This window comes from Inquilinus sp. KBS0705 (genome assembly GCA_005938025.2).
In the GTDB taxonomy this organism is placed as follows: domain Bacteria; phylum Bacteroidota; class Bacteroidia; order Sphingobacteriales; family Sphingobacteriaceae; genus Mucilaginibacter.
Map to the genome: position 1 here is coordinate 483,035 of VCCI02000001.1, position 20,977 is coordinate 504,011.

At 43.7% G+C, this 20,977-nt stretch carries 20 protein-coding genes; 17 read left to right on the forward strand and 3 right to left on the reverse strand.

The window, feature by feature from the left end:
- Positions 1 to 107 precede the first annotated feature (107 nt).
- From FFF34_002235 to FFF34_002285, 11 genes are all read left to right on the forward strand, one after another.
- Positions 108 to 1,256 (forward strand): Gfo/Idh/MocA family oxidoreductase, encoded by a 1,149-nt coding sequence (locus tag FFF34_002235; GenBank protein ID TSD67939.1) that lies wholly within the window; start codon positions 108 to 110, stop codon positions 1,254 to 1,256.
- Between the two features lie 4 nt (positions 1,257 to 1,260).
- Complete coding sequence (locus tag FFF34_002240) at positions 1,261 to 2,313, forward strand: sugar phosphate isomerase/epimerase (GenBank protein TSD66242.1); 1,053 nt, start codon at positions 1,261 to 1,263, stop codon at positions 2,311 to 2,313.
- A 26-nt stretch (positions 2,314 to 2,339) separates the two neighbouring features.
- Complete coding sequence (locus FFF34_002245; GenBank protein ID TSD66243.1) at positions 2,340 to 2,783, forward strand: c-type cytochrome; 444 nt, start codon at positions 2,340 to 2,342, stop codon at positions 2,781 to 2,783.
- Between the two features lie 30 nt (positions 2,784 to 2,813).
- Complete coding sequence (locus FFF34_002250; protein ID TSD66244.1) at positions 2,814 to 4,064, forward strand: MFS transporter; 1,251 nt, start codon at positions 2,814 to 2,816, stop codon at positions 4,062 to 4,064.
- A 2-nt stretch (positions 4,065 to 4,066) separates the two neighbouring features.
- Positions 4,067 to 4,954 (forward strand): TIM barrel protein, encoded by an 888-nt coding sequence (locus tag FFF34_002255; protein ID TSD66245.1) that lies wholly within the window; start codon positions 4,067 to 4,069, stop codon positions 4,952 to 4,954.
- Between the two features lie 51 nt (positions 4,955 to 5,005).
- A complete protein-coding gene (locus FFF34_002260) occupies positions 5,006 to 5,881 on the forward strand; it encodes a sugar phosphate isomerase/epimerase (GenBank protein TSD66246.1) in 876 nt (291 codons plus the stop codon).
- Between the two features lie 24 nt (positions 5,882 to 5,905).
- The gene (locus tag FFF34_002265; GenBank protein ID TSD66247.1) at positions 5,906 to 6,670 is read left to right on the forward strand and encodes a DUF1080 domain-containing protein; all 765 of its coding nucleotides are present in this window, start codon (positions 5,906 to 5,908) and stop codon (positions 6,668 to 6,670) included.
- 172 nt (positions 6,671 to 6,842) lie between these two features.
- Positions 6,843 to 11,006 (forward strand): response regulator, encoded by a 4,164-nt coding sequence (locus tag FFF34_002270; protein TSD66248.1) that lies wholly within the window; start codon positions 6,843 to 6,845, stop codon positions 11,004 to 11,006.
- 58 nt (positions 11,007 to 11,064) lie between these two features.
- A complete protein-coding gene (locus FFF34_002275; GenBank protein TSD66249.1) occupies positions 11,065 to 11,850 on the forward strand; it encodes an NIPSNAP family containing protein in 786 nt (261 codons plus the stop codon).
- Between the two features lie 8 nt (positions 11,851 to 11,858).
- Positions 11,859 to 13,322 (forward strand): NAD(P)/FAD-dependent oxidoreductase, encoded by a 1,464-nt coding sequence (locus FFF34_002280; GenBank protein ID TSD66250.1) that lies wholly within the window; start codon positions 11,859 to 11,861, stop codon positions 13,320 to 13,322.
- A 4-nt stretch (positions 13,323 to 13,326) separates the two neighbouring features.
- Complete coding sequence (locus FFF34_002285; protein TSD66251.1) at positions 13,327 to 14,538, forward strand: glucuronyl hydrolase; 1,212 nt, start codon at positions 13,327 to 13,329, stop codon at positions 14,536 to 14,538.
- Here the strand turns inward: FFF34_002285 and FFF34_002290 are convergent.
- On the reverse strand, positions 14,531 to 15,160 hold the full coding sequence (locus FFF34_002290) for a DUF386 domain-containing protein (GenBank protein ID TSD66252.1): 630 nt from the start codon (positions 15,158 to 15,160) through the stop codon (positions 14,531 to 14,533). The genes FFF34_002285 and FFF34_002290 overlap by 8 nt on opposite strands.
- Positions 15,161 to 15,229: 69 nt before the next feature.
- On the opposite strand from FFF34_002290, the gene kduI reads away from it, so the two are divergent.
- The 5 genes from kduI to FFF34_002315 all read left to right on the forward strand — a co-directional run bounded on the left by kduI (position 15,230) and on the right by FFF34_002315 (position 18,845).
- A complete protein-coding gene (gene kduI, locus FFF34_002295) occupies positions 15,230 to 16,060 on the forward strand; it encodes a 5-dehydro-4-deoxy-D-glucuronate isomerase (GenBank protein ID TSD66253.1) in 831 nt (276 codons plus the stop codon).
- Between the two features lie 6 nt (positions 16,061 to 16,066).
- Positions 16,067 to 16,888, forward strand: a complete 822-nt coding sequence (locus FFF34_002300) for an SDR family oxidoreductase (GenBank protein TSD66254.1) — start codon at positions 16,067 to 16,069, stop codon at positions 16,886 to 16,888.
- Between the two features lies 1 nt (position 16,889).
- Positions 16,890 to 17,669 (forward strand): DUF4350 domain-containing protein, encoded by a 780-nt coding sequence (locus tag FFF34_002305; GenBank protein ID TSD66255.1) that lies wholly within the window; start codon positions 16,890 to 16,892, stop codon positions 17,667 to 17,669.
- The gene (locus FFF34_002310; protein ID TSD66256.1) at positions 17,669 to 18,265 is read left to right on the forward strand and encodes a DUF1211 domain-containing protein; all 597 of its coding nucleotides are present in this window, start codon (positions 17,669 to 17,671) and stop codon (positions 18,263 to 18,265) included. The genes FFF34_002305 and FFF34_002310 overlap by 1 nt, the downstream gene beginning before the upstream one ends.
- Positions 18,266 to 18,449: 184 nt before the next feature.
- Positions 18,450 to 18,845: a cupin domain-containing protein gene (locus tag FFF34_002315; protein ID TSD66257.1), complete on the forward strand. Its 396-nt coding sequence runs from the start codon at positions 18,450 to 18,452 to the stop codon at positions 18,843 to 18,845.
- 143 nt (positions 18,846 to 18,988) lie between these two features.
- Here FFF34_002315 and FFF34_002320 read toward each other — a convergent pair whose 3' ends face one another.
- Positions 18,989 to 19,627, reverse strand: a complete 639-nt coding sequence (locus FFF34_002320; GenBank protein TSD66258.1) for a DUF480 domain-containing protein — start codon at positions 19,625 to 19,627, stop codon at positions 18,989 to 18,991.
- Positions 19,628 to 19,739: 112 nt separating this feature from the next.
- Between FFF34_002320 and FFF34_002325 the strand changes: the two genes are divergently transcribed.
- The gene (locus tag FFF34_002325) at positions 19,740 to 20,525 is read left to right on the forward strand and encodes an SDR family oxidoreductase (GenBank protein ID TSD66259.1); all 786 of its coding nucleotides are present in this window, start codon (positions 19,740 to 19,742) and stop codon (positions 20,523 to 20,525) included.
- Between the two features lie 18 nt (positions 20,526 to 20,543).
- Here the strand turns inward: FFF34_002325 and FFF34_002330 are convergent, their stop codons facing one another.
- The gene (locus tag FFF34_002330) at positions 20,544 to 20,936 is read right to left on the reverse strand and encodes a group III truncated hemoglobin (GenBank protein ID TSD66260.1); all 393 of its coding nucleotides are present in this window, start codon (positions 20,934 to 20,936) and stop codon (positions 20,544 to 20,546) included.
- Positions 20,937 to 20,977: the final 41 nt, after the last annotated feature.

Below are 20,977 nucleotides of genomic sequence, written 5' to 3' on the forward strand. Positions count from 1 at the left end.
TTATTTTTTAACCTAATTTTTATACTTTTAAAATCTCCCGGCTTAATTTGCAGCGGGGGTGTTAAAATGTATTATATCTAAAATTTATGAGCAAAAGAAAATTGCGCATGGGCATGATAGGCGGCGGTAAAGATGCCTTTATAGGGGCTATTCACCGTATTGCAGCTAACATGGACGGCCAGATTGAATTGGTTTGCGGCGCCTTAAGCATGCACCCCGATGTAGCGCAGGAAAGCGGCAAAATGCTGTTTCTTGAACCAAACCGCATTTACAACACCTATGATGAAATGTTTAAGGCCGAGGCGTCACAGCCGGCTGATAAACGGATGGATTTTGTAACCATAGTAACCCCAAACTTTGCCCACTTTGCCCCGGCAATGCAGGCTTTAGAGAATGGCTACAACGTTGTAATAGAAAAACCCGTAACCTTTACCCTTGATGAAGCTAAACAGCTAAAGCAAAAGGTAGAAGAAACCGGCTTAATGTTGTTGCTTACACATACCTATTCGGGCTACCCAATGGTAAAAGAGGCTAAGCAATTAATAAAAAGCGGCGCTTTGGGTAAAGTACGTAAAGTATATGCCGAATATATACAAGGCTGGTTAAGCAAACTATCCGAGCGCGAAGGCAATGCACAGGCTGCATGGCGTACCGATCCAAAAAAATCGGGGAAAAGCGGTTGTATGGGCGATATTGGCACGCATGCTGCTCATTTATCAGAATACATCACCGGCTTAAAAATTACCCAGCTTTGCGCATCGTTAAACATAGTGGTTGAGGGCCGTATGCTGGATGATGATGGTGCTATACTATTACGTTTTGAAGATAATGCTACCGGCACTTTAATAGCATCGCAAATTGCAGCGGGCGAAGAGAATGCCCTAAAAATACGTGTATACTGCGAAAACGGCAGCTTAGAGTGGGCACAGCAGGAACCAAATACCCTTATAGTAAGATGGCTGGATAAACCTGCCGAAATTTTACGCGCGGGGAGTGGCTATGCAGGTCGCCTGTCAAGCTATGCTACGCATAACTGCCGTACACCGGGCGGCCACCCCGAGGGTTACCTGGAGGCATTTGGCAACTTATACCGCAATTTCGCTTTATCATTAAGCGCTAAGATAGAAGGTGTTACACCGCAGCCCGAGTGGCTGGATTTCCCGGGAATAGATGATGGGGTTAGGGGCATGGCATTTATTGATAATGTTGTGGCTTCGCACCAGAGTAACGAAAAGTGGACCGATTATAAAGTATAACACAATGACTACCATTAAAGGACCTGCTATATTTTTAGCACAGTTTATTGGCGATGAGGCACCGTTTAACAGCCTCGAATCTATTTGCAAATGGGCAAGTGATTTGGGTTACAAAGGTGTTCAGCTGCCAACAAACGATGCCCGGTTTATCGACTTGCAAAAAGCTGCCGAAAGCAAAACCTATGCCGACGAAATAAAAGGTATAGTAAATGCCGCCGGTTTAGAAATAACCGAGCTATCTACACACCTGCAAGGGCAATTAGTAGCCGTAAACCCGGCCTATGACAGCCTATTTGATGCTTTTGCCCCAAAAGAACTGCATGGCAACCCTGCCGAAAGAACCAAATGGGCGGTACAGCAATTAAAGTATGCTGCAAAAGCATCGCAAAATTTAGGCTTAAATGCGCACGTAACTTTTAGTGGCGCGCTGATATGGCATATGGTTTACCCGTGGCCGCAGCGCCCCGCCGGGTTGGTTGAAACCGCATTTACCGAACTGGGTAAACGCTGGGAGCCTATACTTAACGTGTTCGACGAGAATGGGATAGACCTTTGTTATGAGATACACCCGGGCGAAGACCTGCACGACGGCGTAACCTACGAGATGTTTTTAGATAAGGTAAACAACCACAAACGCGCTTGTTTACTTTACGATCCGTCGCATTTTGTATTACAGGCAATGGATTACCTGGAGTACATTGATATTTACCACGAGCGCATAAAGATGTTCCACGTAAAGGATGCCGAATTTAACCCTACCGGCAGGCAGGGTGTTTATGGTGGCTACCAAAACTGGATAGATCGCGCGGGCCGTTTCCGTTCGTTAGGCGATGGGCAGGTAGATTTTAAATCGATATTTAGCAAACTAACCCAGTACGATTACAAGGGCTGGGCAGTATTAGAATGGGAATGCGCGCTTAAACACCCGGAAGATGGTGCACGCGAAGGCGCCCAGTTTATAAAAGATCATATCATCAGGGTAACTGAGCGTGCCTTTGACGATTTCGCGGCCTCAGGCAGCGACGAAGCGTTTAATAAATCATTAATAGGAATATAAATTAGGAATATAAAAATTAGTACATCATGAAAAAGTTTTTTATCGTATTGGGCATAAGTGTAGCATTGGCAGCATGTGGGGGCCCTAAACCAGGTGAGTCAGACCAATCAGAAGCAGATAGTGCAAAAGCAACCGACCAGTCTGCTGTAGCACATAATTCAGACGCGGCACAAGATACCGCCGTAAACAATATAGGTACCGATAAGGCATCTGGCACACCATCAAACAAAGGTGCAAGTTTAATAGCAGGCAGCGATTGCGCCACCTGCCACAAAGAGCACGAAAAGGTAATAGGGCCTGCGTTTGCAGATGTAGCTAAAAAATACACATCGGCCGACGAAGAAAAACTGGCTAAAAAAATAATATCAGGCGGTAGCGGTAACTGGGGCAACATAGCCATGACACCACACCCCGACCTGAAATTAGACGACGCCAAAGAAATGGTGAAGTATATTTTATCAGTAAAATAAACCTATAACCAATTACTAAATAAACCAATTATGACCGTAACAACACGCGTTAAGTTATCTACTATGATGTTCCTGGAGTTTTTTATCTGGGGCGCATGGTTTGTAACAATGGGCACGTACCTGGGCAAAACATTGGGCGCAACGGGCGTTCAAAATGGTAGTGCCTATGCCACACAATCGTGGGGGGCTATTATAGCACCTTTTATTATTGGCCTTATTGCCGATAGGTTTTTTTCGGCCCAAAAGGTTTTGGGTATTTTACATTTAACAGGTGCGGCGTTGTTGTACTACATCACCACTATACCAAATTTTGATGGATTTTTCCCTATCATTTTAGCTTACATGATCGTTTACATGCCTACTCTGGCATTGGTAAACTCGGTGTCGTTTAAGCAAATGGCTAACCCAAGTAAGGAGTTCCCGCCTATTCGTGTATTTGGCACAGCAGGCTGGATAATTGCAGGTTTAACCATTGGTTGGTTAGGTTGGGAGCAAAGTAATTCACTGGTATTAACGTTTAAAATGGCCTCTATCGCCTCGTTAATATTGGGTGTGTTAAGCTTTACGCTGCCATCAACGCCTCCGGCTAAAAAAGGTCAAAAAACCACCATGAGCGATATTATGGGTTTAGATTCGATAGGTTTATTAAAAAATAAGTCGTATTTGACGTTCTTTTTGGCATCGGTGGCAATTTGTATACCGCTGGCGTTTTACTACAACTTTACTAACCCTTTTTTAAACGAGGTAGGTATGAAAGCCGCCGCGGGTAAGCAATCAATGGGGCAAATATCCGAGCTGGTGTTTATGGCCCTTATGCCTTTGTTTTTTGTACGCCTTGGCGTTAAAAAAATGCTGGCTGTTGGTATGCTAGCCTGGGTATTACGCTATATCTTCTTTGCTTATGGCGATACCGGTTCAAATTACTGGATGCTGATAGCAGGTATAGTTATGCACGGCATATGTTACGATTTCTTCTTTGTGACGGGCCAAATTTACACCGATAACCTGGCCGGCGAACGCTTTAAAAGCGCCGCGCAGGGTTTTATCACATTAGCCACTTATGGCGTGGGTATGCTAATAGGCTCGTACATATCGGGCCCTATAGTTGATAAATACAAAATATCGGCAACCGCCCATAACTGGACAACCATTTGGCTGATACCTGCAGGTATAGCTGCCTTAGTGTTCCTGGTATTTGTTATCTTTTTTAAAGACACTAACCAAATTCAAAATAAAACCGGTTTAGATATCGAAGAACCTAAAGGAAGATTAGAGGTATAATTATGGCAACAAACAGAAGATCGGCAATAAAAAATATGCTGGCAGGCACCGCAGCCATTGGCGCGGCAGGTATGCTGTCATCATTTACCACATCCGCAGAAAACGAAGTTGAAATGGATGGAAAATTAAAAGGGAACATTAACCACTCGGTATCTCATTGGTGCTACGGCGACATTCCTATGGAAGAGTTTTGTATTGCTGCCAAAGAGATAGGCATTAAAGGTATTGACCTTTGCGGCCCTAAAGATTGGCCAATTCTTAAAAAGTACGACCTATGGTCGCCTATTTGCAATGGTGCCGAAATAGGGCTTAACGAGGGTTTTAACGATAAAAAATACCACAGCACCCTTATAAAGCAATACAGCGATATGATACCGCTGGTTGCAGCAGCAGGTTATACCAACCTGATATGCTTTAGTGGCAGCCGCCGCGGTATGGACGATGAAACCGGGTTAAAAAACTGTATAGAAGGTTTAAAACCGCTTTTAGCCTTAGCCGAAAAACATAAAGTAGTGTTAACAATGGAACTGCTGAATAGCAAAATTGACCATAAAGACTATATGTGCGACCACAGCGCATGGGGTGCAGACTTGGCCAAAAGGCTGGATTCGGAAAACTTTAAGCTGTTGTTTGATATTTACCATATGCAAATTATGGAGGGCGATATCATCCGCAACATTACCGACCATCACCAGTATATTGCCCACTACCATACAGGCGGTATACCAGGCCGTAACGAAATTGACGACACACAAGAGCTGTTTTATCCCGCGGTAATGAGGGCTATTGTGGCAACGGGTTACAAAGGCTATGTAGGCCAGGAATTTGTGCCTAAACAAAAAGATAAGATCGGGTCGTTGCGCAAAGCAATTCAAATTTGCGACGTTTAAACTATTACATCTAAATAACGTCTATAAAGCGTTATCAAACCAAAAAAATAAATGACAAGCAGAAGAACTTTTTTAGCACAGGCGGGCCTTGTATCTGCCGGAATGGTGCTTGCACCGGGTTTATTATCGGCCCAAACTAAAAACGGCGTTGGCCTGCAACTATATAGCTTGCGCGACGAATTACCTAAAGATGTTAAAGGCGTAATTGCCAAAGTAGCCAAAGCTGGTTACAGCGAGGTAGAAACCTTTGGTTACTCAAAACAAAACGGCTTTTGGGGACTAAGCGCCAAAGAATTTAGTGCATTGCTAAAGGCTAACGGCCTTAAAACACCAAGCGGCCACTACGGGCTTGACGAGTTTTTTGGTAGCGGCAAAATGGACGAGTTTGATAGCTATATTGAAGCTGCCCTGGCTACCGGCCAAACCTATATTGTAGTACCATCATTAGATCATAAGTTTATACAAACCGCTGCCGATTTCAGGACCATTGCCGATAAACTGAACAAAGCTGCCGAAATATGCAAAACACACGGTTTAAAGCTGGGCTACCACAATCATAATTTTGAGTGGAAAGAAACCGAAGGCACTACCTTTTACGATACCATACTTGACCATACCGACCCGCGCTTAGTAAGCATGGAAATGGACATTTACTGGGTGGTACGCGCAGGCCACGATCCGGTTAAGATATTTGAAAAACACCCCGGCCGTTTTGCTATGGTGCACATTAAGGATATGGACAAAGGCAACAATGAGCTGAATACCGAAATAGGCAACGGCACCATTAATTTTGCCAACATATTAAGCAAGGCACGCGTAGCGGGCATACAGCATTATATTGTTGAGCAGGAAAACTTTACCAATATCGATCCTTATAAAAGTATAGCCAAAAGCAGCAAGTACCTTAAAAACTCGTTGCATATATAAACAGCACACCAACCAATTTTAAACATGAAATATAAATTTATATTCACCGCATTGCTATCAGGTAGTTTTTTTATGGCAAACGCGCAAAATGCTAAACCCGAAGATACCGAGAAGTGGGAGCCCGTGCCTAAAGTAGTTACGCCGGGTAAAACAAACAGCGATGCACCATCTGATGCTATTGTATTGTTTGACGGTAAAAACCTTGACCAATGGGTAGATGTAGCCAGCGGCGATGCAGCTGAATGGGATGTTAAAGATGACATCCTTACTGTAAATAAAGCTTACGGTAACATCGAAACCAAAAAATCATTTGGTAACTACCAGTTACACATCGAGTGGAAAGTACCTGCAAACATTACTGGAACAGGCCAGGCGCGTGGTAATAGCGGTGTATTTTTAGCATCGTTAGGTAAAGGCGATCTGGGTTACGAGTTACAGGTATTAGATTCGTACAATAACAAAACATACGTTAACGGTATGGCAGGCAGTATTTACAAACAGTTTATACCCCTTGCCAACCCAACCAAGCCACCGGGCGTTTGGAATACATACGATGTAATATGGACTGCCCCAACATTTGATGGCGACAAAGTTAAAACGCCGGCACGTGTAACCGTTATATTTAACGGTGTACTGGTTGAAAACAACATTGAACTGCTGGGCCCAACCCAATATATTGGTGCGCCTGGTTACAGGGCAGCACATGGCCCCGCCCCAATAAAATTACAAGCACACGGCGACAAAAGCGAGCCGCTTAGCTTCCGTAATATTTGGGTACGCGAGTTGTAAAAAACTTTAATTATTAAAATAAAGCCTCCCGATTTTCGGGGGGCTTTTTTATGCGATATGTTTTTGAATTACCCCCTTTTTTATATAATTTGAACTAATTATAATGCATTGCGTATAAAGCAATTGTAAGCCACCATAAACCCTGTATTAATCTATTGTAAACCTTTGTTGAATGCGTAAACATTTACTATCAGTTTTTTTGATGTTTTGTATTTTGGCTTGTTTTGGCCAAAATCAAAGTTTAAAGTTTGAGCATTTAGGTAAAAAGGAAGGCTTGTCGCAAATAAACGTAGGCTGCATTATACAGGATAGCAAGGGCTTTATATGGGTAGGTACCCGCGATGGCTTAAACCGCTATGACGGTTACAACTTTTTGTATTATAAGTATGATGCAAAGGATACAGCATCATTAAGCAGTAGCATGGTGGCCGATATTGCCGAAGATAAGCAGGGCAATATATGGGTGGCTACAATTATCGGTTTAAATAAGTTTGAGCGTGATAAAGGCCGGTTTAAACGTTATTATCACGACGATAAAAACCCCAACACCATATCAGCTAATATATTAAACAAAGTAGCGGTTGACGAAATAGGGAACATTTGGATAGCAACGCAAAACGGGCTGGACTTTTTAGATGTTAAAACTGACAAGTTTACCCACTATAAGCATAGCGATAATAAACCGGGCACTATTAGCAATAATACGGTTAGCACTGTATTTATTGATACAAAGCAAAATGTATGGGTGGGTACAACAGGCGGGGGCTTAAACCTTTTTAACAGGCAAACGGGCACTTTTACCACTTATATGTACAATGCCGCAAACCCGGCAAGTATATCCGGCAATAACGTCAGCTCTATTTTTGAAGATAAAAAACAGCGGCTTTGGATAGGCACATTAAAAGATGGCTTAAACATGCTCGATTTAAAAAGCGGCCTGTTTACCCGTTACCAGCACCAGGATAATGTAAAAAACACCATATCGGGTACTACCATATACGCCCTTAATATGGATGAGAATGGCAACCTTTGGATAGGCGGCGAAAATGGCGGCTTATGCATACTTAACCCCGAAACAGGCAGTATAAGTACCTATAAGCACGACGACATAGATAAGAACAGCATCATTGGCAATACCATATACGCCATTTTAAAAGACAAGCAAGGTAATATGTGGCTGGGCGCTTTTAGCGGTGGTATAAACCTGTTTAAACGAAGTACCAAAAGCTTTACACATTACAGGCACAACTCGTTAAGCAATAGTTTATCAAACGATTTTGTATTATCGGTTTACGAAGACCCGGATAAAAACGTTTGGGCGGGAACCGATGGCGGCGGGCTAAATAAGTTTAACTATAAGGATGGCAGTGTTACCCATTATACCCAACAAAAAGGCAAAAATAGTATAGCCGGTAATTATGTATTAACTATCAATCAGGATAAGCAGGGCCTTTTTTGGCTGGGCACTTGGGCCGATGGCTTAAGCATATTTAACCCTAAAACAGGCGTTTTTAACAATTTTAAAAATAACCCTAAAAATCCCAACAGCTTACCCGGCGATAATATTTACGCGCTTGTAAACTCAAACGACGGCACTACCTGGATAGGTACCTATAATTACGGGCTTAGCCATTATAACCCAGCTATAAAAGCTTTTATCAATTATAAACATGATGATAACGACCCTAAAAGTTTAAGCAGCGACAAAGTATACTCGTTACTTGAAGATACTAAGGGCAGGTTGTGGGTAGGTACATTTGATGGTGGACTGAACCTGCTAAACAGAGCAACCAATACCTTTGAACACTTTAATCACAACGATAAAAGTAACAGTCTTAGCAACGATAATGTGTCCGATATTTTTGAGGACAAAAAAGGTAATCTTTGGGTAAGCACTTTTACCGGCCTAAATCTTTTTAACCCAAATACCAGACATTTTACGGTGTTTACCAAAAAAGATGGTTTACCAAGCGATATTATATACGCTGCGCGTGAGGATGACGGCGGTAAACTATGGATAAGCACCAATAGCGGCCTTTCCTCTTTCGATCCGGCTAAACGGGTGTTTAAAAATTATACGGTAGAGGATGGTTTGCAGGAGGACGAGTTTAAATCGCATTCTGCCTACAAGGGCAAATCGGGCAAGTTATATTTTGGGGGGGTAAACGGCTTTAATTCGTTTTCACCGGCCCAGGTTTTAAAACCCGAAGGTTTTTCGCCGCTGGTAATTACCGCGTTCCAACTATTTAATAAAAATGCCAATCCGGCTAAAGATGATGCCGACCCGTCGCCCTTAAAAAAGGATATCGCCAATACACAGTCTATAACGCTCGATTATAAGCAGTCGGTTATATCATTGGAGTTTGCAGCCTTAGATTACACCTCCGCCGATAAAAAGAAGTACGCCTACATATTAGAAGGTTTTGACAAAGAGTGGAACTACATTGGCGCAAGGCATACTGCTACTTACACTAATTTGCCTGCCGGTACTTATTACTTCAAGCTTAAATACCAAAATACGGCGGGTTTATGGTCGCCGGTTACAACCAGCTTGCAAATAATCACCAAACCACCCTTTTGGTTAACTTGGTGGTTTAAACTGCTTGTATTTTTACTTGTAGTAATGGTGATATACATCGTTTTCCGGATAAGGGTTAGATCCATAAAGGCACAAAAATCTATCTTAGAGAAACAGGTAGAAGACCGTACAGAGCGCCTTGCTGAGATGACAAAAGGCGAGCGTGTGTTACGTGAAGAGGCCGAAAAAGCGCGCGAAGAGGCCGAAAAGGCCAATAAGGCTAAAAGTATTTTTCTGGCTACCATGAGCCATGAGATACGCACACCAATGAATGGAGTGATGGGTATGGCCACGCTGCTGTCGAACACTCAACTGAATTTCGAGCAAAAGGAATATACCGAAACTATTAAAACCTGCGGAGATACACTGTTAAACGTAATTAATGACATTCTTGATTTCTCAAAGATAGAGTCGGGTAATATGGAGCTGGACGAGCAGGACTTTGACCTGCGTGAGTGTATTGAAGCCGTACTGGATGTATTTGCCGAAAAAGCCGCCCGCTCCAACCTGGACCTGGTGTACCAGGTTGAACATGATGTGCCATCGCAGATAATAGCAGATGCGTTCAGGTTAAGGCAGATTCTGATTAACCTGGTAGGCAACGCGGTTAAATTTACCGCCAGGGGCGAGGTGTTTATATGTGTGAAGCTAAAAAGTAATCATAATAACCGGTTCGAGTTGTTATTTGAGATACGCGACACGGGTATTGGTATACCGCCAAATAAATTAAACAAGTTGTTTAAAGCGTTCTCGCAGGTTGATTCGAGCACTACGCGCAAATATGGCGGTACAGGCCTGGGCCTGGCTATTAGCGAAAAACTGGTAGCCTTAATGGGGGGCGATATCTCGGTTAAAAGCCAGGTGGGTAGTGGTACAACTTTTTCGTTCACTATTATGGCTGATCCGGGTAAAAAGACGCAGCGCAATTATGTACACTTAAACGTTGCCGAAGTACAAAACAAACAAATATTGGTTATTGATGATAACAATACCAACCGCGATATTTTAGAAGAGCAGTTAAAGCAGTGGAGCTTTGTGCCGGTAATGGCTGCCTCGGGTGCCGAAGCTTTGGCAATATTAAATGAAAATAAAAGTATCGACCTGGTTATAACTGATATGAACATGCCCGAAATGGATGGCGTTACCTTAACTAAACAAATAAAAACAAGTAAACCATCGCTGCCTGTTATACTGCTTACATCAATGGGTAACGAGAATAGTAAACGGCATGCGCACCTGTTTGATGCAACATTGTCAAAACCGACCAAGCACCAGGTGTTATATCAGCATATCATACAGCAGCTAAAACTGAATGTAGAAGTTAAAAAGGAAGTTGAGGCCACTAAAACCCCATTCTCGGAAGACTTTGCCCTACAGTACCCGGTTAACATTTTAATAGCCGAAGATAACGCTATAAACCAAAAACTGGCCATGTACATTTTAAACAAAATGGGCTACAAGCCCGATGTTGCCGAAAATGGCCACGAAACATTGAACGCGCTGGTAAATAAAAGGTACGATATTATTTTAATGGATGTGCAAATGCCCGAAATGGACGGGTTGGAGGCAACCCGCTTTATACGGCAAAACATGGACCATCAGCCGGTTATTATAGCCATGACAGCCAATGCCCTTGCCGAAGACCGCGAACAATGCCTTGAAGCCGGCATGAACGATTACCTGAGCAAACCTTTAAAATTACAGGAGATTATGGATGCCCTTGTAAAATGGTCGACTAATAAAAAACCAGGTCAATAAATCATTGTTTATAAGGTAAAGTTGAATAACTTTACCACAATCATTATCTTAAATTATCATGCTATTTAATAAAAAGTTATTTCGCTTAGCCGGGCTGGGCCTGCTGCTTGTGTTTTTGTTATCTGCCTACAATGTTAAGGCTGCCGAAGGTTATTATTACCAAATAAAGGTATATCACCTTAAAGACAAAGCACAAGAGGATGTTTTAGACACTTATTTGAAAGATGCCTATGTGCCTGCTTTACATAAAATGGGTATTAAAAATGTGGGCGTATTTAAATCGATAGAAACAGATACGGCAAAACGTATTTATGTATTTGTTCCTTTTAAATCGTTAAAAGATCTGAACGACCTTGACCTTAAATTATATAATGCCACAGCAACCGATGCTAATAAGGCTTATATTGATGCTAACTTTAAAACCCCACCATATACAAGGGTAGAAACTATTGTTTTATCAGCATTTCGCGAGATGCTTGCCCCCGCCGTACCCAATTTAACTGCTGATAAAGCCGAGCGTATTTACGAACTGCGCAGCTACGAAAGCGCTACCGAAAAGTACTACTATAACAAAGTAAAAATGTTTAACGATGGTGACGAGGTTGGCCTGTTTAAACGCCTTGGCTTTAACGCGGTATTTTATGCCAGCGTAATTGCCGGTAGCCATATGCCAAACCTGATGTATATGACCACGTTTAATAACAAAGCTGACCGGGACAAACATTGGGAAGCTTTCTCTGCCGATGCGTACTGGAAAGAGTTATCGGGTAAGCCCGAGTACCAAAACAATGTATCGCATGCTGATATTATATTTTTGCACCCGGCAGCTTACTCAGATTTTTAATACAAATTATGAAGCGTGAAAAGCGCGATTTTGATGCAATTGTAGTTGGTTCGGGCCCAAACGGCTTGGCGGCAGCTATATTAATGCAGCAAAATGGCCTTTCTGTGCTATTGCTGGAGGCTAAGAGCGAGATAGGCGGCGGGCTGCGTTCCGCAGAGCTAACCTTGCCAGGCTTTACACACGATATTTGTTCGGCCATACATCCTTTGGCTTTGGCTTCGCCATTTTTTAAAACATTGCCATTGGCTGCACATGGCCTTACCTATTTGCAACCCGAATTTGCAGCCGCGCACCCTATGGATGGCGGAACGGCAGCTATATTAAAACAAAGCATTAAAGATACCGCGGCCTCGTTAGGCGATGATGGGTACGCCTATCACACCCTTATGCAATCGGTAGTGAACGATTGGCCGCAGATAGATGCTGATGTGTTAGGTCCCCTGCATATTCCTAAACATCCGCTTGCATTAGCCAACTTTGGTTTAAAAGCTATAACGCCTGTTACTTTTTTAGCCAAACGCTTTAAAACCGAGCCGGCAAAAGCATTGCTTGCCGGTATGGCTGCACACGCCATGCAACCCATAACCAACGTAGCTACATCGGCTATTGCGCTGGTGCTGATGGCTGCCGGGCATTTAGCAGGCTGGCCAATACCAAAAGGCGGCTCAAAAAGCATTGCCAATGCACTGGCAGCGCATTTTATAGCAATAGGCGGCAAAATAGAAACAGATACCTATATCAGATCATTAGATCAGCTACCATCGGCACATGCTGTGCTGTTTGACCTGTCGCCGCGTAATTTGCTGCAAATTGCAGGTCATAAATTCTCATCGCTGTACAAGTGGCAACTGGAACGTTATCGATATGGGATGGGCGTTTATAAAATAGACTGGGCCTTAGATGCCGCCATTCCCTTTACGGCGCCTAATGCTAAAAAAGCAGGTACTGTACATATAGGCAATACGCTAAACGAAATTAAAGTAGCTGAACAACAAACCTGGGATGGAAAGCATCCCGATAAGCCATATGTATTACTGGCACAGCAAAGTTTATATGATGCTACCCGTGCACCGGCAGGCAAACATACTGTATGGGCATATTGCCATGTGCCAAATGGCTCTACCCAAAACATGACTGATGCCATCGAAAAGCAGGTAGAGCGATTTGCACCCGGTTTCCGCGAAACGATATTGGCCCGGCATGTAATGGATTCGGTACAGATGGAAGAGTATAACCCCAATTATATCGGCGGTGATATAAACGGCGGCGTAATAGATATTGGCCAATTGTTTACCCGGCCCGCGCTGCGGTACTCGCCATACAAAACATCTGCAAAAGGAATTTATATTTGCTCGGCATCTACACCGCCGGGGGGCGGTGTACATGGCATGTGCGGCTATTACGCCGCCAAAAAGGCGTTAAAAGATGTATTTGATATTTCGGTAGATAGTTTATACCGTCAAAAATTATAAAAAGATGAAATTTAGCAACCTGTTAATTAGCGTAGTTTTTTTAATGGTAACAGCGTGCCAGCGCGGCGCTACGCAACAGCCGAGGTTAAGAACAGATACTACGCTTAGTGCTATTGTAAAGCAAAATTTTGCCTTTGCAGATGATCAGTACAAAGTGATGGGCACCCACCTGCAGGCTGATCAATTCCCCAAGGCCTACTATCCGCAAAAAAACAGGTTCGAAACCAGTAACTCGGGTTGGTGGTGCAGTGGCTTTTATCCGGGCACTTTATTGTATTTATACGAACGCTCGCACGATGCAACCCTGCTGGCCGAAGCCAACCGCATAATGGGTAGCCTGGCTAAAGAACAATTTAACACAGGCACCCACGATTTGGGATTTATGATGTATTGCAGCTTTGGAAATGCCTACAGGCTCGACCCAAAGCCGGAGTATAAACAAATATTACTCAACAGTGCCAAATCATTATCTACCCGCTTTAATCCAAAAGTGGGCTGTATAAAATCGTGGGATTCAAAGCCCTCCGATTTTTTGGTGATCATTGATAATATGATGAATCTTGAACTACTGTTTTGGGCCACCAAAGTAACCGGCGACAGTAGTTATTATAAAATAGCAGTAACCCATGCCAATACAACTATGCTTAATCACTATCGGCCTGATTACAGCTCGTATCACGTAGTTAATTACAATCCCGAAACTGGCGCTGTGCAAGAAAAGAAAACAGCTCAGGGCTACGCTAACGAGTCGGCATGGGCAAGGGGGCAGGCTTGGGGCCTGTATGGCTTTACCGTAATGTACCGCGAAACAAAGGATAAAAAATACCTGGATCAGGCAAATCACATCGCCAGGTTTCTTCTGGATAACGCAAACCTTCCCGAGGATAAGATACCTTACTGGGACTTCAATGCGCCAAATATCCCTAATGCTTTACGCGATGCCTCGGCAGGCGCCATAATGGCTTCGGCATTATTAGAACTTAGCGGCTATAACAGCCTTAAAAACGCACAGGATTACTTTTATACGGCTCAATCAATTTTAAGGTCATTATCCTCACCTGTTTACCTCAGCGCCAAGGGTGCTAATGGCGGGTTTTTATTGCAGCACAGCGTAGGTAGTTTACCGGGTAACTCCGAGGTGGATGTATCGCTAAGTTACGCCGATTATTACTTTATCGAGGCCATGAAAAGGTACGAGGCATACCCGGCTAATTAGGGCTTGCTACCTTTATCTTTATCACCAGCTTTTTTATAATGGCTTCGCTTGTACCCATGCGTATGTTGGGGCGGTGCACATCTGGAGGGAAAAATATATAAAAGCCACCGGGGGTAGCAGTGTAATATTTTCCCTTGGCATCGTATATAGCTAAATCTTTCACAGCATCATAGGGTTTAACAATAGTGGCTTTGTCTATAGCCTCAACACCTATCAACTCTTTGCCCTTTATCACATAGTGTATGTCTATATAAGTTTGGTGGTCTTCCCATTTGGCGGTATCCGCTAACTTACCGGGCGCTTCGGTTATCATGGCGTAAGCATTGTCTCCGTCTATCACATATTTGCCGGGGGCTATTTGTTCAAGGTTGCGATCGCGTAAAAAATCTATGGCTTTATCCCATACCGCTTTGTTGGCGTGGTACTGTTTGGCAAACTCCAATACATTAAGCGGTTGCCTTACGCTCAGCTTTAAACCATTTAGCCAAACACCCTCTTTTAACCATTTTTCGGCTGTTTTTTGGGTCCATACGGTTGGGGAAGTTTGTGCATTTGTTAGGTTGTTCATTATTAAAAACACAATTACTAAGCACAGGCTTTTGTATGCTGATAAATGTTTCATAGTTTAGATTATTAATTGGCCGCGCCGGTAAAGCGCCGTTTAATTAACTATAAATATAAACATTTTGCCTTGAGAGTATTACATAGTGTACACCCCGACGATTTTAAAAATTACCAAACCGCCCAAATACGCGAGCGATTTTTAATTGATAAACAGGTAGTGCCTAATCAGCTTAGCCTTACGTATACCCATTACGACAGGATGATAGTTGGCGCGGCAAACCCCGTTGATAAAAAAGTACAATTGGGCAATTACCCCAGCCTGCGTGCCGATTACTTTTTAGAGCGGCGTGAAATGGGTATTATAAACGTTGCCGGCAATGGCGAAATAACTGTTGACGGACAAGTATATCCGGTAAATAAGTTGGACTGCCTATATATTGGCAAAGGTGTTAAAGAGGTTAGCTTTATGAGTACTGACACGGCGAACCCCGCTGTGTTTTATATACTATCGGCACCTGCGCACGCTGTTTACCCAACAACGTTAATGACACATGCAGATGCAGTAAAGGTAACCACAGGCAATGCAAGCACAGCCAACCTGCGCACCATTAACAAATACATACATTTAGAAGGTATAAAAAGTTGCCAACTGGTAATGGGCCTTACCATTTTGCATGAAGGCAGCGTATGGAACACCATGCCACCGCATACCCACGACAGGCGCATGGAGGCTTATTTTTATTTCGACCTGCCTGCAGGGCAAAAAATATTTCATTACATGGGCGAGGGGCAGGAAACAAGGCATGTTTTGTTAGATAACTACGATGCCATTGTATCGCCCCCATGGAGCATACACTCGGGCAGTGGTACGGCCAGCTACAGCTTTATATGGGGTATGGCCGGCGAAAATTTAGATTACACAGACATGGATGCCCTGAGCATCAACGACATTAGGTAAAGAGTTATGACAGCAGAAAATTCATATTCATTAGCAGGTAAGGTAATAGTAGTAACCGGCGGTACAGGTATATTAGGGAACGCCTTTGTAAATGGCATTGTTGAAGCCGGGGGTACCGTAGGTATTTTGGGCCGTAACCAGCAAGTTGCCGAAGAACGCGCTAACGCGATAAACAAAAATGGCGGCAAAGCATTAGCTTTAGTAGCCGATGTAATGAACGAAGCCGAGCTGCAGGCTGCTAAAAAGCAGGTATTAGATACTTATGGCCGTTTGGATGGCCTGGTGAATGCTGCCGGTGGTAACATGCCCGATGGCGTTTTACAACCCGAAGAGGACGTTTTTAGCATTAAGCTGGAGGGCATGAAAAAAGTGGCTGACCTTAACCTTTGGGGCACATTGATACCTACCCAAATATTTGGAGAAGCTATTGCCAAAACAGGCAAGGGCAGTATTGTAAACATATCATCCATGAACTCTAAAAGCGCGGTAACCAAGGTGCTTGGGTATAATATGGGCAAGGCGGCGGTTGATTGTTATACCCAGTGGTTTGCTGTAGAACTTGCTAACCGCTATGGCGATGCGATACGCATGAATGCATTGGCGCCGGGCTTTTTCCTGACCGAGCAAAACCGCAACCTTTTAACCAAGCCCGAAGGCGGCTACACCCCGCGTGGCGAAGCAGTGATAAGGAACACCCCGTTTAAACGCTTTGGCCACCCCGATGAGTTAAAGGGCGCATTGGTATGGCTGTTGAGCGATGCCTCGGCATTTGTAACCGGCTCTATGATATGTGTGGATGGTGGGTTTTCGGTATTTAGCGGGGTATAATATGAAGCGCTTTGGCATCACCATTATTTTAGCTACTGTTTATAGCTTTACTGCAAATGCACAGGTGGTGGTTACGCTCGATTATTATTTTAATCACGAGGCGCGCAAAAACACTGCCGACCAGCCCGAGCGTTTCCATTATTTATGGGAAGATAAAAGCAATACAGGTTTTTCGGTTTTTGGCGATGCCTTTAAAAATAAGGGTGCGGTATTAAGCGCGCTGGATGTGGCACCCACGGCCGATAAGTTAAAGGGTACGGGCATATACATTATAGTTGACCCTGATACTAAAAAGGAAAGCCCCGATCCAAAATATATTAACCAGGCTGATGTAACCGAAATTGCCGCCTGGGTAAAGCAGGGTGGTGTATTGCTGCTAATGGCTAACGACAGCGCCAATGTAGAGCTGCCTCATTTTAATAAATTGGCCGCAAAGTTTGGTATGCATTTTAACAACGATATGCAAAACCATGTGGTTGATGATATGCACTTTGAGGATGGCGCGGTAGTTACTACCGGCAATGCCGTATTTGCATCGGCACAAAAGATTTTTATGAAGGATGTTTGCTCAATTACCTTAAGCGGCAATGCAAAAACTGCTTTGGTTAATAAGGCAGGCGCAACCATCATCGCGATAGCAAAATATGGCAAAGGCATGGTAATGGCCATTGGCGACCCATGGTTATATAACGAATATACCAACGGGCGCTTGCCTGCTACATTTGAAAATGATAAGGCTGCTAACGATATTGCGGCATATTTAATTAAACAGGCTAAATAATGGGTAAAGGACGTATAGAAGCATTTAGCGACGGGGTAATAGCTATCATCATCACCATAATGGTACTAGAGTTAAAGGTACCACATGATGCCAGTTTGGAAGCCTTGCAGCACCTGCTGCCTGTATTTGTAAGCTATGTGCTCAGTTTTGTTTATGTAGGTATCTACTGGAACAATCACCACCACATGTTTCACGCGGCAAAGTCTATTAACGGTGCCGTAATGTGGGCCAATATGCATTTGCTTTTCTGGCTCTCGCTGGTGCCTTTTGTAACCGCTTGGATGGGCGAGAACCATTTTGCACAATGGCCCGTTGTATGCTATGGCATAGTGCTTATTATGAATGCCATAGCCTATACAATATTAGCTAAACAGCTCATACGCCACCACGGCGAAAATTCTTTGCTGGCACATGCCTTTGGGAACGATAATAAAGGAATGGTATCAATAGGTATATATGGTACAGCAATAGTTGTTTCTTTTATACACGCTTGGATAGGCTTTGCACTATACATTGTAGTAGCTTGTATATGGTTTATACCCGATAGGCGTATCGAGCGTAAAATGATAAAGGACGAGCCGGATTATCATGGATAGTTTTTAAACTTCAAAGCGTTGGCAAGTGCGATTCCTTCCTGGGGATGGAGGGGGTAGGGGTTTAACGAAGTGCTGTCTATTGCGTAGCGTATAACCCCTCCCTGTCACTACACATGCCAACCACACCCCTCCCCGTGGGAGGGAATATTGAAAAACTTAAACACTCGCCAATTGTAGATTAACTATGGAAATAATACGTAATGGCTCGCAGCCATCGGGCAAAGGCCCCGCCGAATATTTTACCGGAACAGTACGCATAGACCCATTAGTTAACCCGCCCGAACCATCGCGCGTGGCAATGGCGCTGGTTACTTTTGAACCCGGCGCACGCACAGCCTGGCACACCCACCCGTTCGGGCAAACACTGATAGTGACCGTAGGCGCAGGCTGGGTACAGCGCGAAGGTGATGCAAGGCAAGATATTAAACAAGGCGATGTAGTGTATTTTGCACCAAACGAAAAACACTGGCATGGCGCGACCGCCACAACCGCCATGAGCCATATTGCCATACAGGAAAAACTAAACGGTTCGCCGGTTGATTGGATGGAGCATGTAACGGACGAACAGTATAACGGTTAAAAGCCGTAAGAAAGAGTTGGACATGTGCGATTCCTTTCATGGGGAAAGAGGAGGTAGGGGTTTAGGGCGTCATGTATAATGTTCAACCCTTTCATGCCAGTACGTAAATCAACCGCACCCCTACCTGGGGAAGGAATTAAGGATTATGTCAGCTCCTTCATCAGTTTATCAAAAGCTTCTTTCAATTCAGCTAATTCGATTTCCACTTTGCTTAGGCGTTCTTCCAGTTCGGATGTTGATGCGCGGCGACTTGGTTCGTCGGTGCTGTCATCTTCTATGATGGTGCCACCTAACAAATGGCGGTAACGCACCTCTTTTTGCCCCGGGCGTTTGGGTAATTGCAGTATATAAGGCATATCGCCACCGGCCAGTTTTTCCAGCATGGTATTCACTTCATCCAGGTCGTCAAACTCATATAATCGGCCCGAGTTGGTATTGATCTCGCCGGGCGTTTGTGGTCCACGCAATATCAGCAGGCATATTACAGCCACTTCTGCCGGCACTACCGGGAATACGATACCAAAGTTATGCTTATACTTTATTGCCCGGCTGCTGCCACCTGTAGCGGTAGATATTAACCCTTTGCGTTTTAAGGTATCCAGCGCCAGCATAACGGTGTTCTCATCATAATCTACCACCGGCTTGCGCGCGGTTTTTTGGTTGCAGGCGGCGGTGAGGCCGTTAAGGGTCATAGGGTAATAATCGGGTGTGGTTTTGCTTTTTTCCATCAGCGAGCCCAATACACGCAGTTCGGTATCAGATAAAACGGGTATGGTATCCATAGGAACAAATATAGTAATCCCCCAGCCCCCTAAAGGGGGAGATTGAAGTTTGTTAAATTTTTAACCATTACAACATCTCCAACCTTTATAACCGTTGCTTATCTTCGCCATAATGACAATTAGTATTTTAGGTTGCGGATGGTATGGCTTGGCGCTGGCAAAATCGCTGGTAGTAAAGGGGAATGTGGTCAAAGGTTCGACAACATCTACGGATAAGCTTGATTTACTGGCAAACGAAGGCATTCAACCATTTTTGATAGATCTGTCTGATGATAGCCAACCCAACCCTGATTTTTTTAAAGCGGATATTTTAGTAATTGCCATCCCCCCTAAAAGCAGGTCGGGCCGGGGAGCAGAGTATGTGCCTAAATTGAAGAAAGTTGTAAATGCGATAAATATAAGCAGCATCAGGAAAGTTATCCTTATTAGTTCTACAGGGGTATATGCCGACTTAAACCAGGAAGTAACAGAAGAAACCGAGCCCCAACCTAATACGCCCGGCGGCGAAGTGCTTTTGGAAGCCGAGCAGCTTTTCAAACAGCAAACAAGTTTTAAAACCACCATTATGCGCTTTGGGGGGCTAATTGGCCCCGGTCGCGACCCGGGAAGATTCTTTGCCGGTAAAAAGGATATACCTAATGGCATGGCACCGGTAAACCTTATTCATTTGGATGATTGTATAGGTATAACCGAAGCAGTAATAACAAATGATAATTTTGGATTATTGCTGAATGCGTGCTCGCCACAGCATCCTACAAAAGCTGAGTTTTACACCAAAGCCGCTGAAAGATCAGGACTTGAGCTGCCCGCGTTTTTGCCCGAATTGAAAGAATGGAAACTGGTAAATAGCGTAGTAGTGGGTAAGCTGTTAAATTACAATTACAAGGTAAATAATTAGCTAGGCTGGTTGCACTAATTACAAAATATTTAAGGGGTGGGTTTTAATGTAAGCTATTTTATGCTGAAACATTTCGGCCATTTTAGCTGCCCGCCATTTAGCTTCATCTGCCTTATCTCCGGTAAATAGCTCGTCGATAGTTTGGTTAAATAAGTTCATCCATCTATCAAAGTGTGTATGGTCTACCGGTAACTGCGCATGCGGCGGAAAGGGGCTGCCGAAGTACGTGTGATCGCCTAATAAAACGGTTTGCCAAAAACGATACATTTTCTCAAGATGTATGGGCCATTTACCTTGTATGCGCTGTTCAAATATCGGGCCGAGCAAATCGTCGGTTTGGATGCGCCGGTAAAAGGTATCAACCAACAATTTGATATCATTTAAAGCTAATATTTGTGGTTGATCGCTCATTATTGTAAAGTTACCAACTAAAAATTAACGCCCTGTTTTTA

What these genes read in the sequence shown, in the direction of transcription:
- FFF34_002235 (TSD67939.1), top strand. Translation starts at nt 108, where the DNA reads ATGGGCATGATAGGCGGCGGTAAAGATGCCTTTATAGGGGCTATTCAC.
- FFF34_002240 (TSD66242.1), top strand. Translation starts at nt 1,261, where the DNA reads ATGACTACCATTAAAGGACCTGCTATATTTTTAGCACAGTTTATTGGC.
- FFF34_002245 (TSD66243.1), top strand. Translation starts at nt 2,340, where the DNA reads ATGAAAAAGTTTTTTATCGTATTGGGCATAAGTGTAGCATTGGCAGCA.
- FFF34_002250 (TSD66244.1), top strand. Translation starts at nt 2,814, where the DNA reads ATGACCGTAACAACACGCGTTAAGTTATCTACTATGATGTTCCTGGAG.
- FFF34_002255 (TSD66245.1), top strand. Translation starts at nt 4,067, where the DNA reads ATGGCAACAAACAGAAGATCGGCAATAAAAAATATGCTGGCAGGCACC.
- FFF34_002260 (TSD66246.1), top strand. Translation starts at nt 5,006, where the DNA reads ATGACAAGCAGAAGAACTTTTTTAGCACAGGCGGGCCTTGTATCTGCC.
- FFF34_002265 (TSD66247.1), top strand. Translation starts at nt 5,906, where the DNA reads ATGAAATATAAATTTATATTCACCGCATTGCTATCAGGTAGTTTTTTT.
- FFF34_002270 (TSD66248.1), top strand. Translation starts at nt 6,843, where the DNA reads ATGCGTAAACATTTACTATCAGTTTTTTTGATGTTTTGTATTTTGGCT.
- FFF34_002275 (TSD66249.1), top strand. Translation starts at nt 11,065, where the DNA reads ATGCTATTTAATAAAAAGTTATTTCGCTTAGCCGGGCTGGGCCTGCTG.
- FFF34_002280 (TSD66250.1), top strand. Translation starts at nt 11,859, where the DNA reads ATGAAGCGTGAAAAGCGCGATTTTGATGCAATTGTAGTTGGTTCGGGC.
- FFF34_002285 (TSD66251.1), top strand. Translation starts at nt 13,327, where the DNA reads ATGAAATTTAGCAACCTGTTAATTAGCGTAGTTTTTTTAATGGTAACA.
- FFF34_002290 (TSD66252.1), bottom strand. Translation starts at nt 15,160, where the DNA reads ATGAAACATTTATCAGCATACAAAAGCCTGTGCTTAGTAATTGTGTTT.
- FFF34_002300 (TSD66254.1), top strand. Translation starts at nt 16,067, where the DNA reads ATGACAGCAGAAAATTCATATTCATTAGCAGGTAAGGTAATAGTAGTA.
- FFF34_002305 (TSD66255.1), top strand. Translation starts at nt 16,890, where the DNA reads ATGAAGCGCTTTGGCATCACCATTATTTTAGCTACTGTTTATAGCTTT.
- FFF34_002310 (TSD66256.1), top strand. Translation starts at nt 17,669, where the DNA reads ATGGGTAAAGGACGTATAGAAGCATTTAGCGACGGGGTAATAGCTATC.
- FFF34_002315 (TSD66257.1), top strand. Translation starts at nt 18,450, where the DNA reads ATGGAAATAATACGTAATGGCTCGCAGCCATCGGGCAAAGGCCCCGCC.
- FFF34_002320 (TSD66258.1), bottom strand. Translation starts at nt 19,627, where the DNA reads ATGGATACCATACCCGTTTTATCTGATACCGAACTGCGTGTATTGGGC.
- FFF34_002325 (TSD66259.1), top strand. Translation starts at nt 19,740, where the DNA reads ATGACAATTAGTATTTTAGGTTGCGGATGGTATGGCTTGGCGCTGGCA.
- FFF34_002330 (TSD66260.1), bottom strand. Translation starts at nt 20,936, where the DNA reads ATGAGCGATCAACCACAAATATTAGCTTTAAATGATATCAAATTGTTG.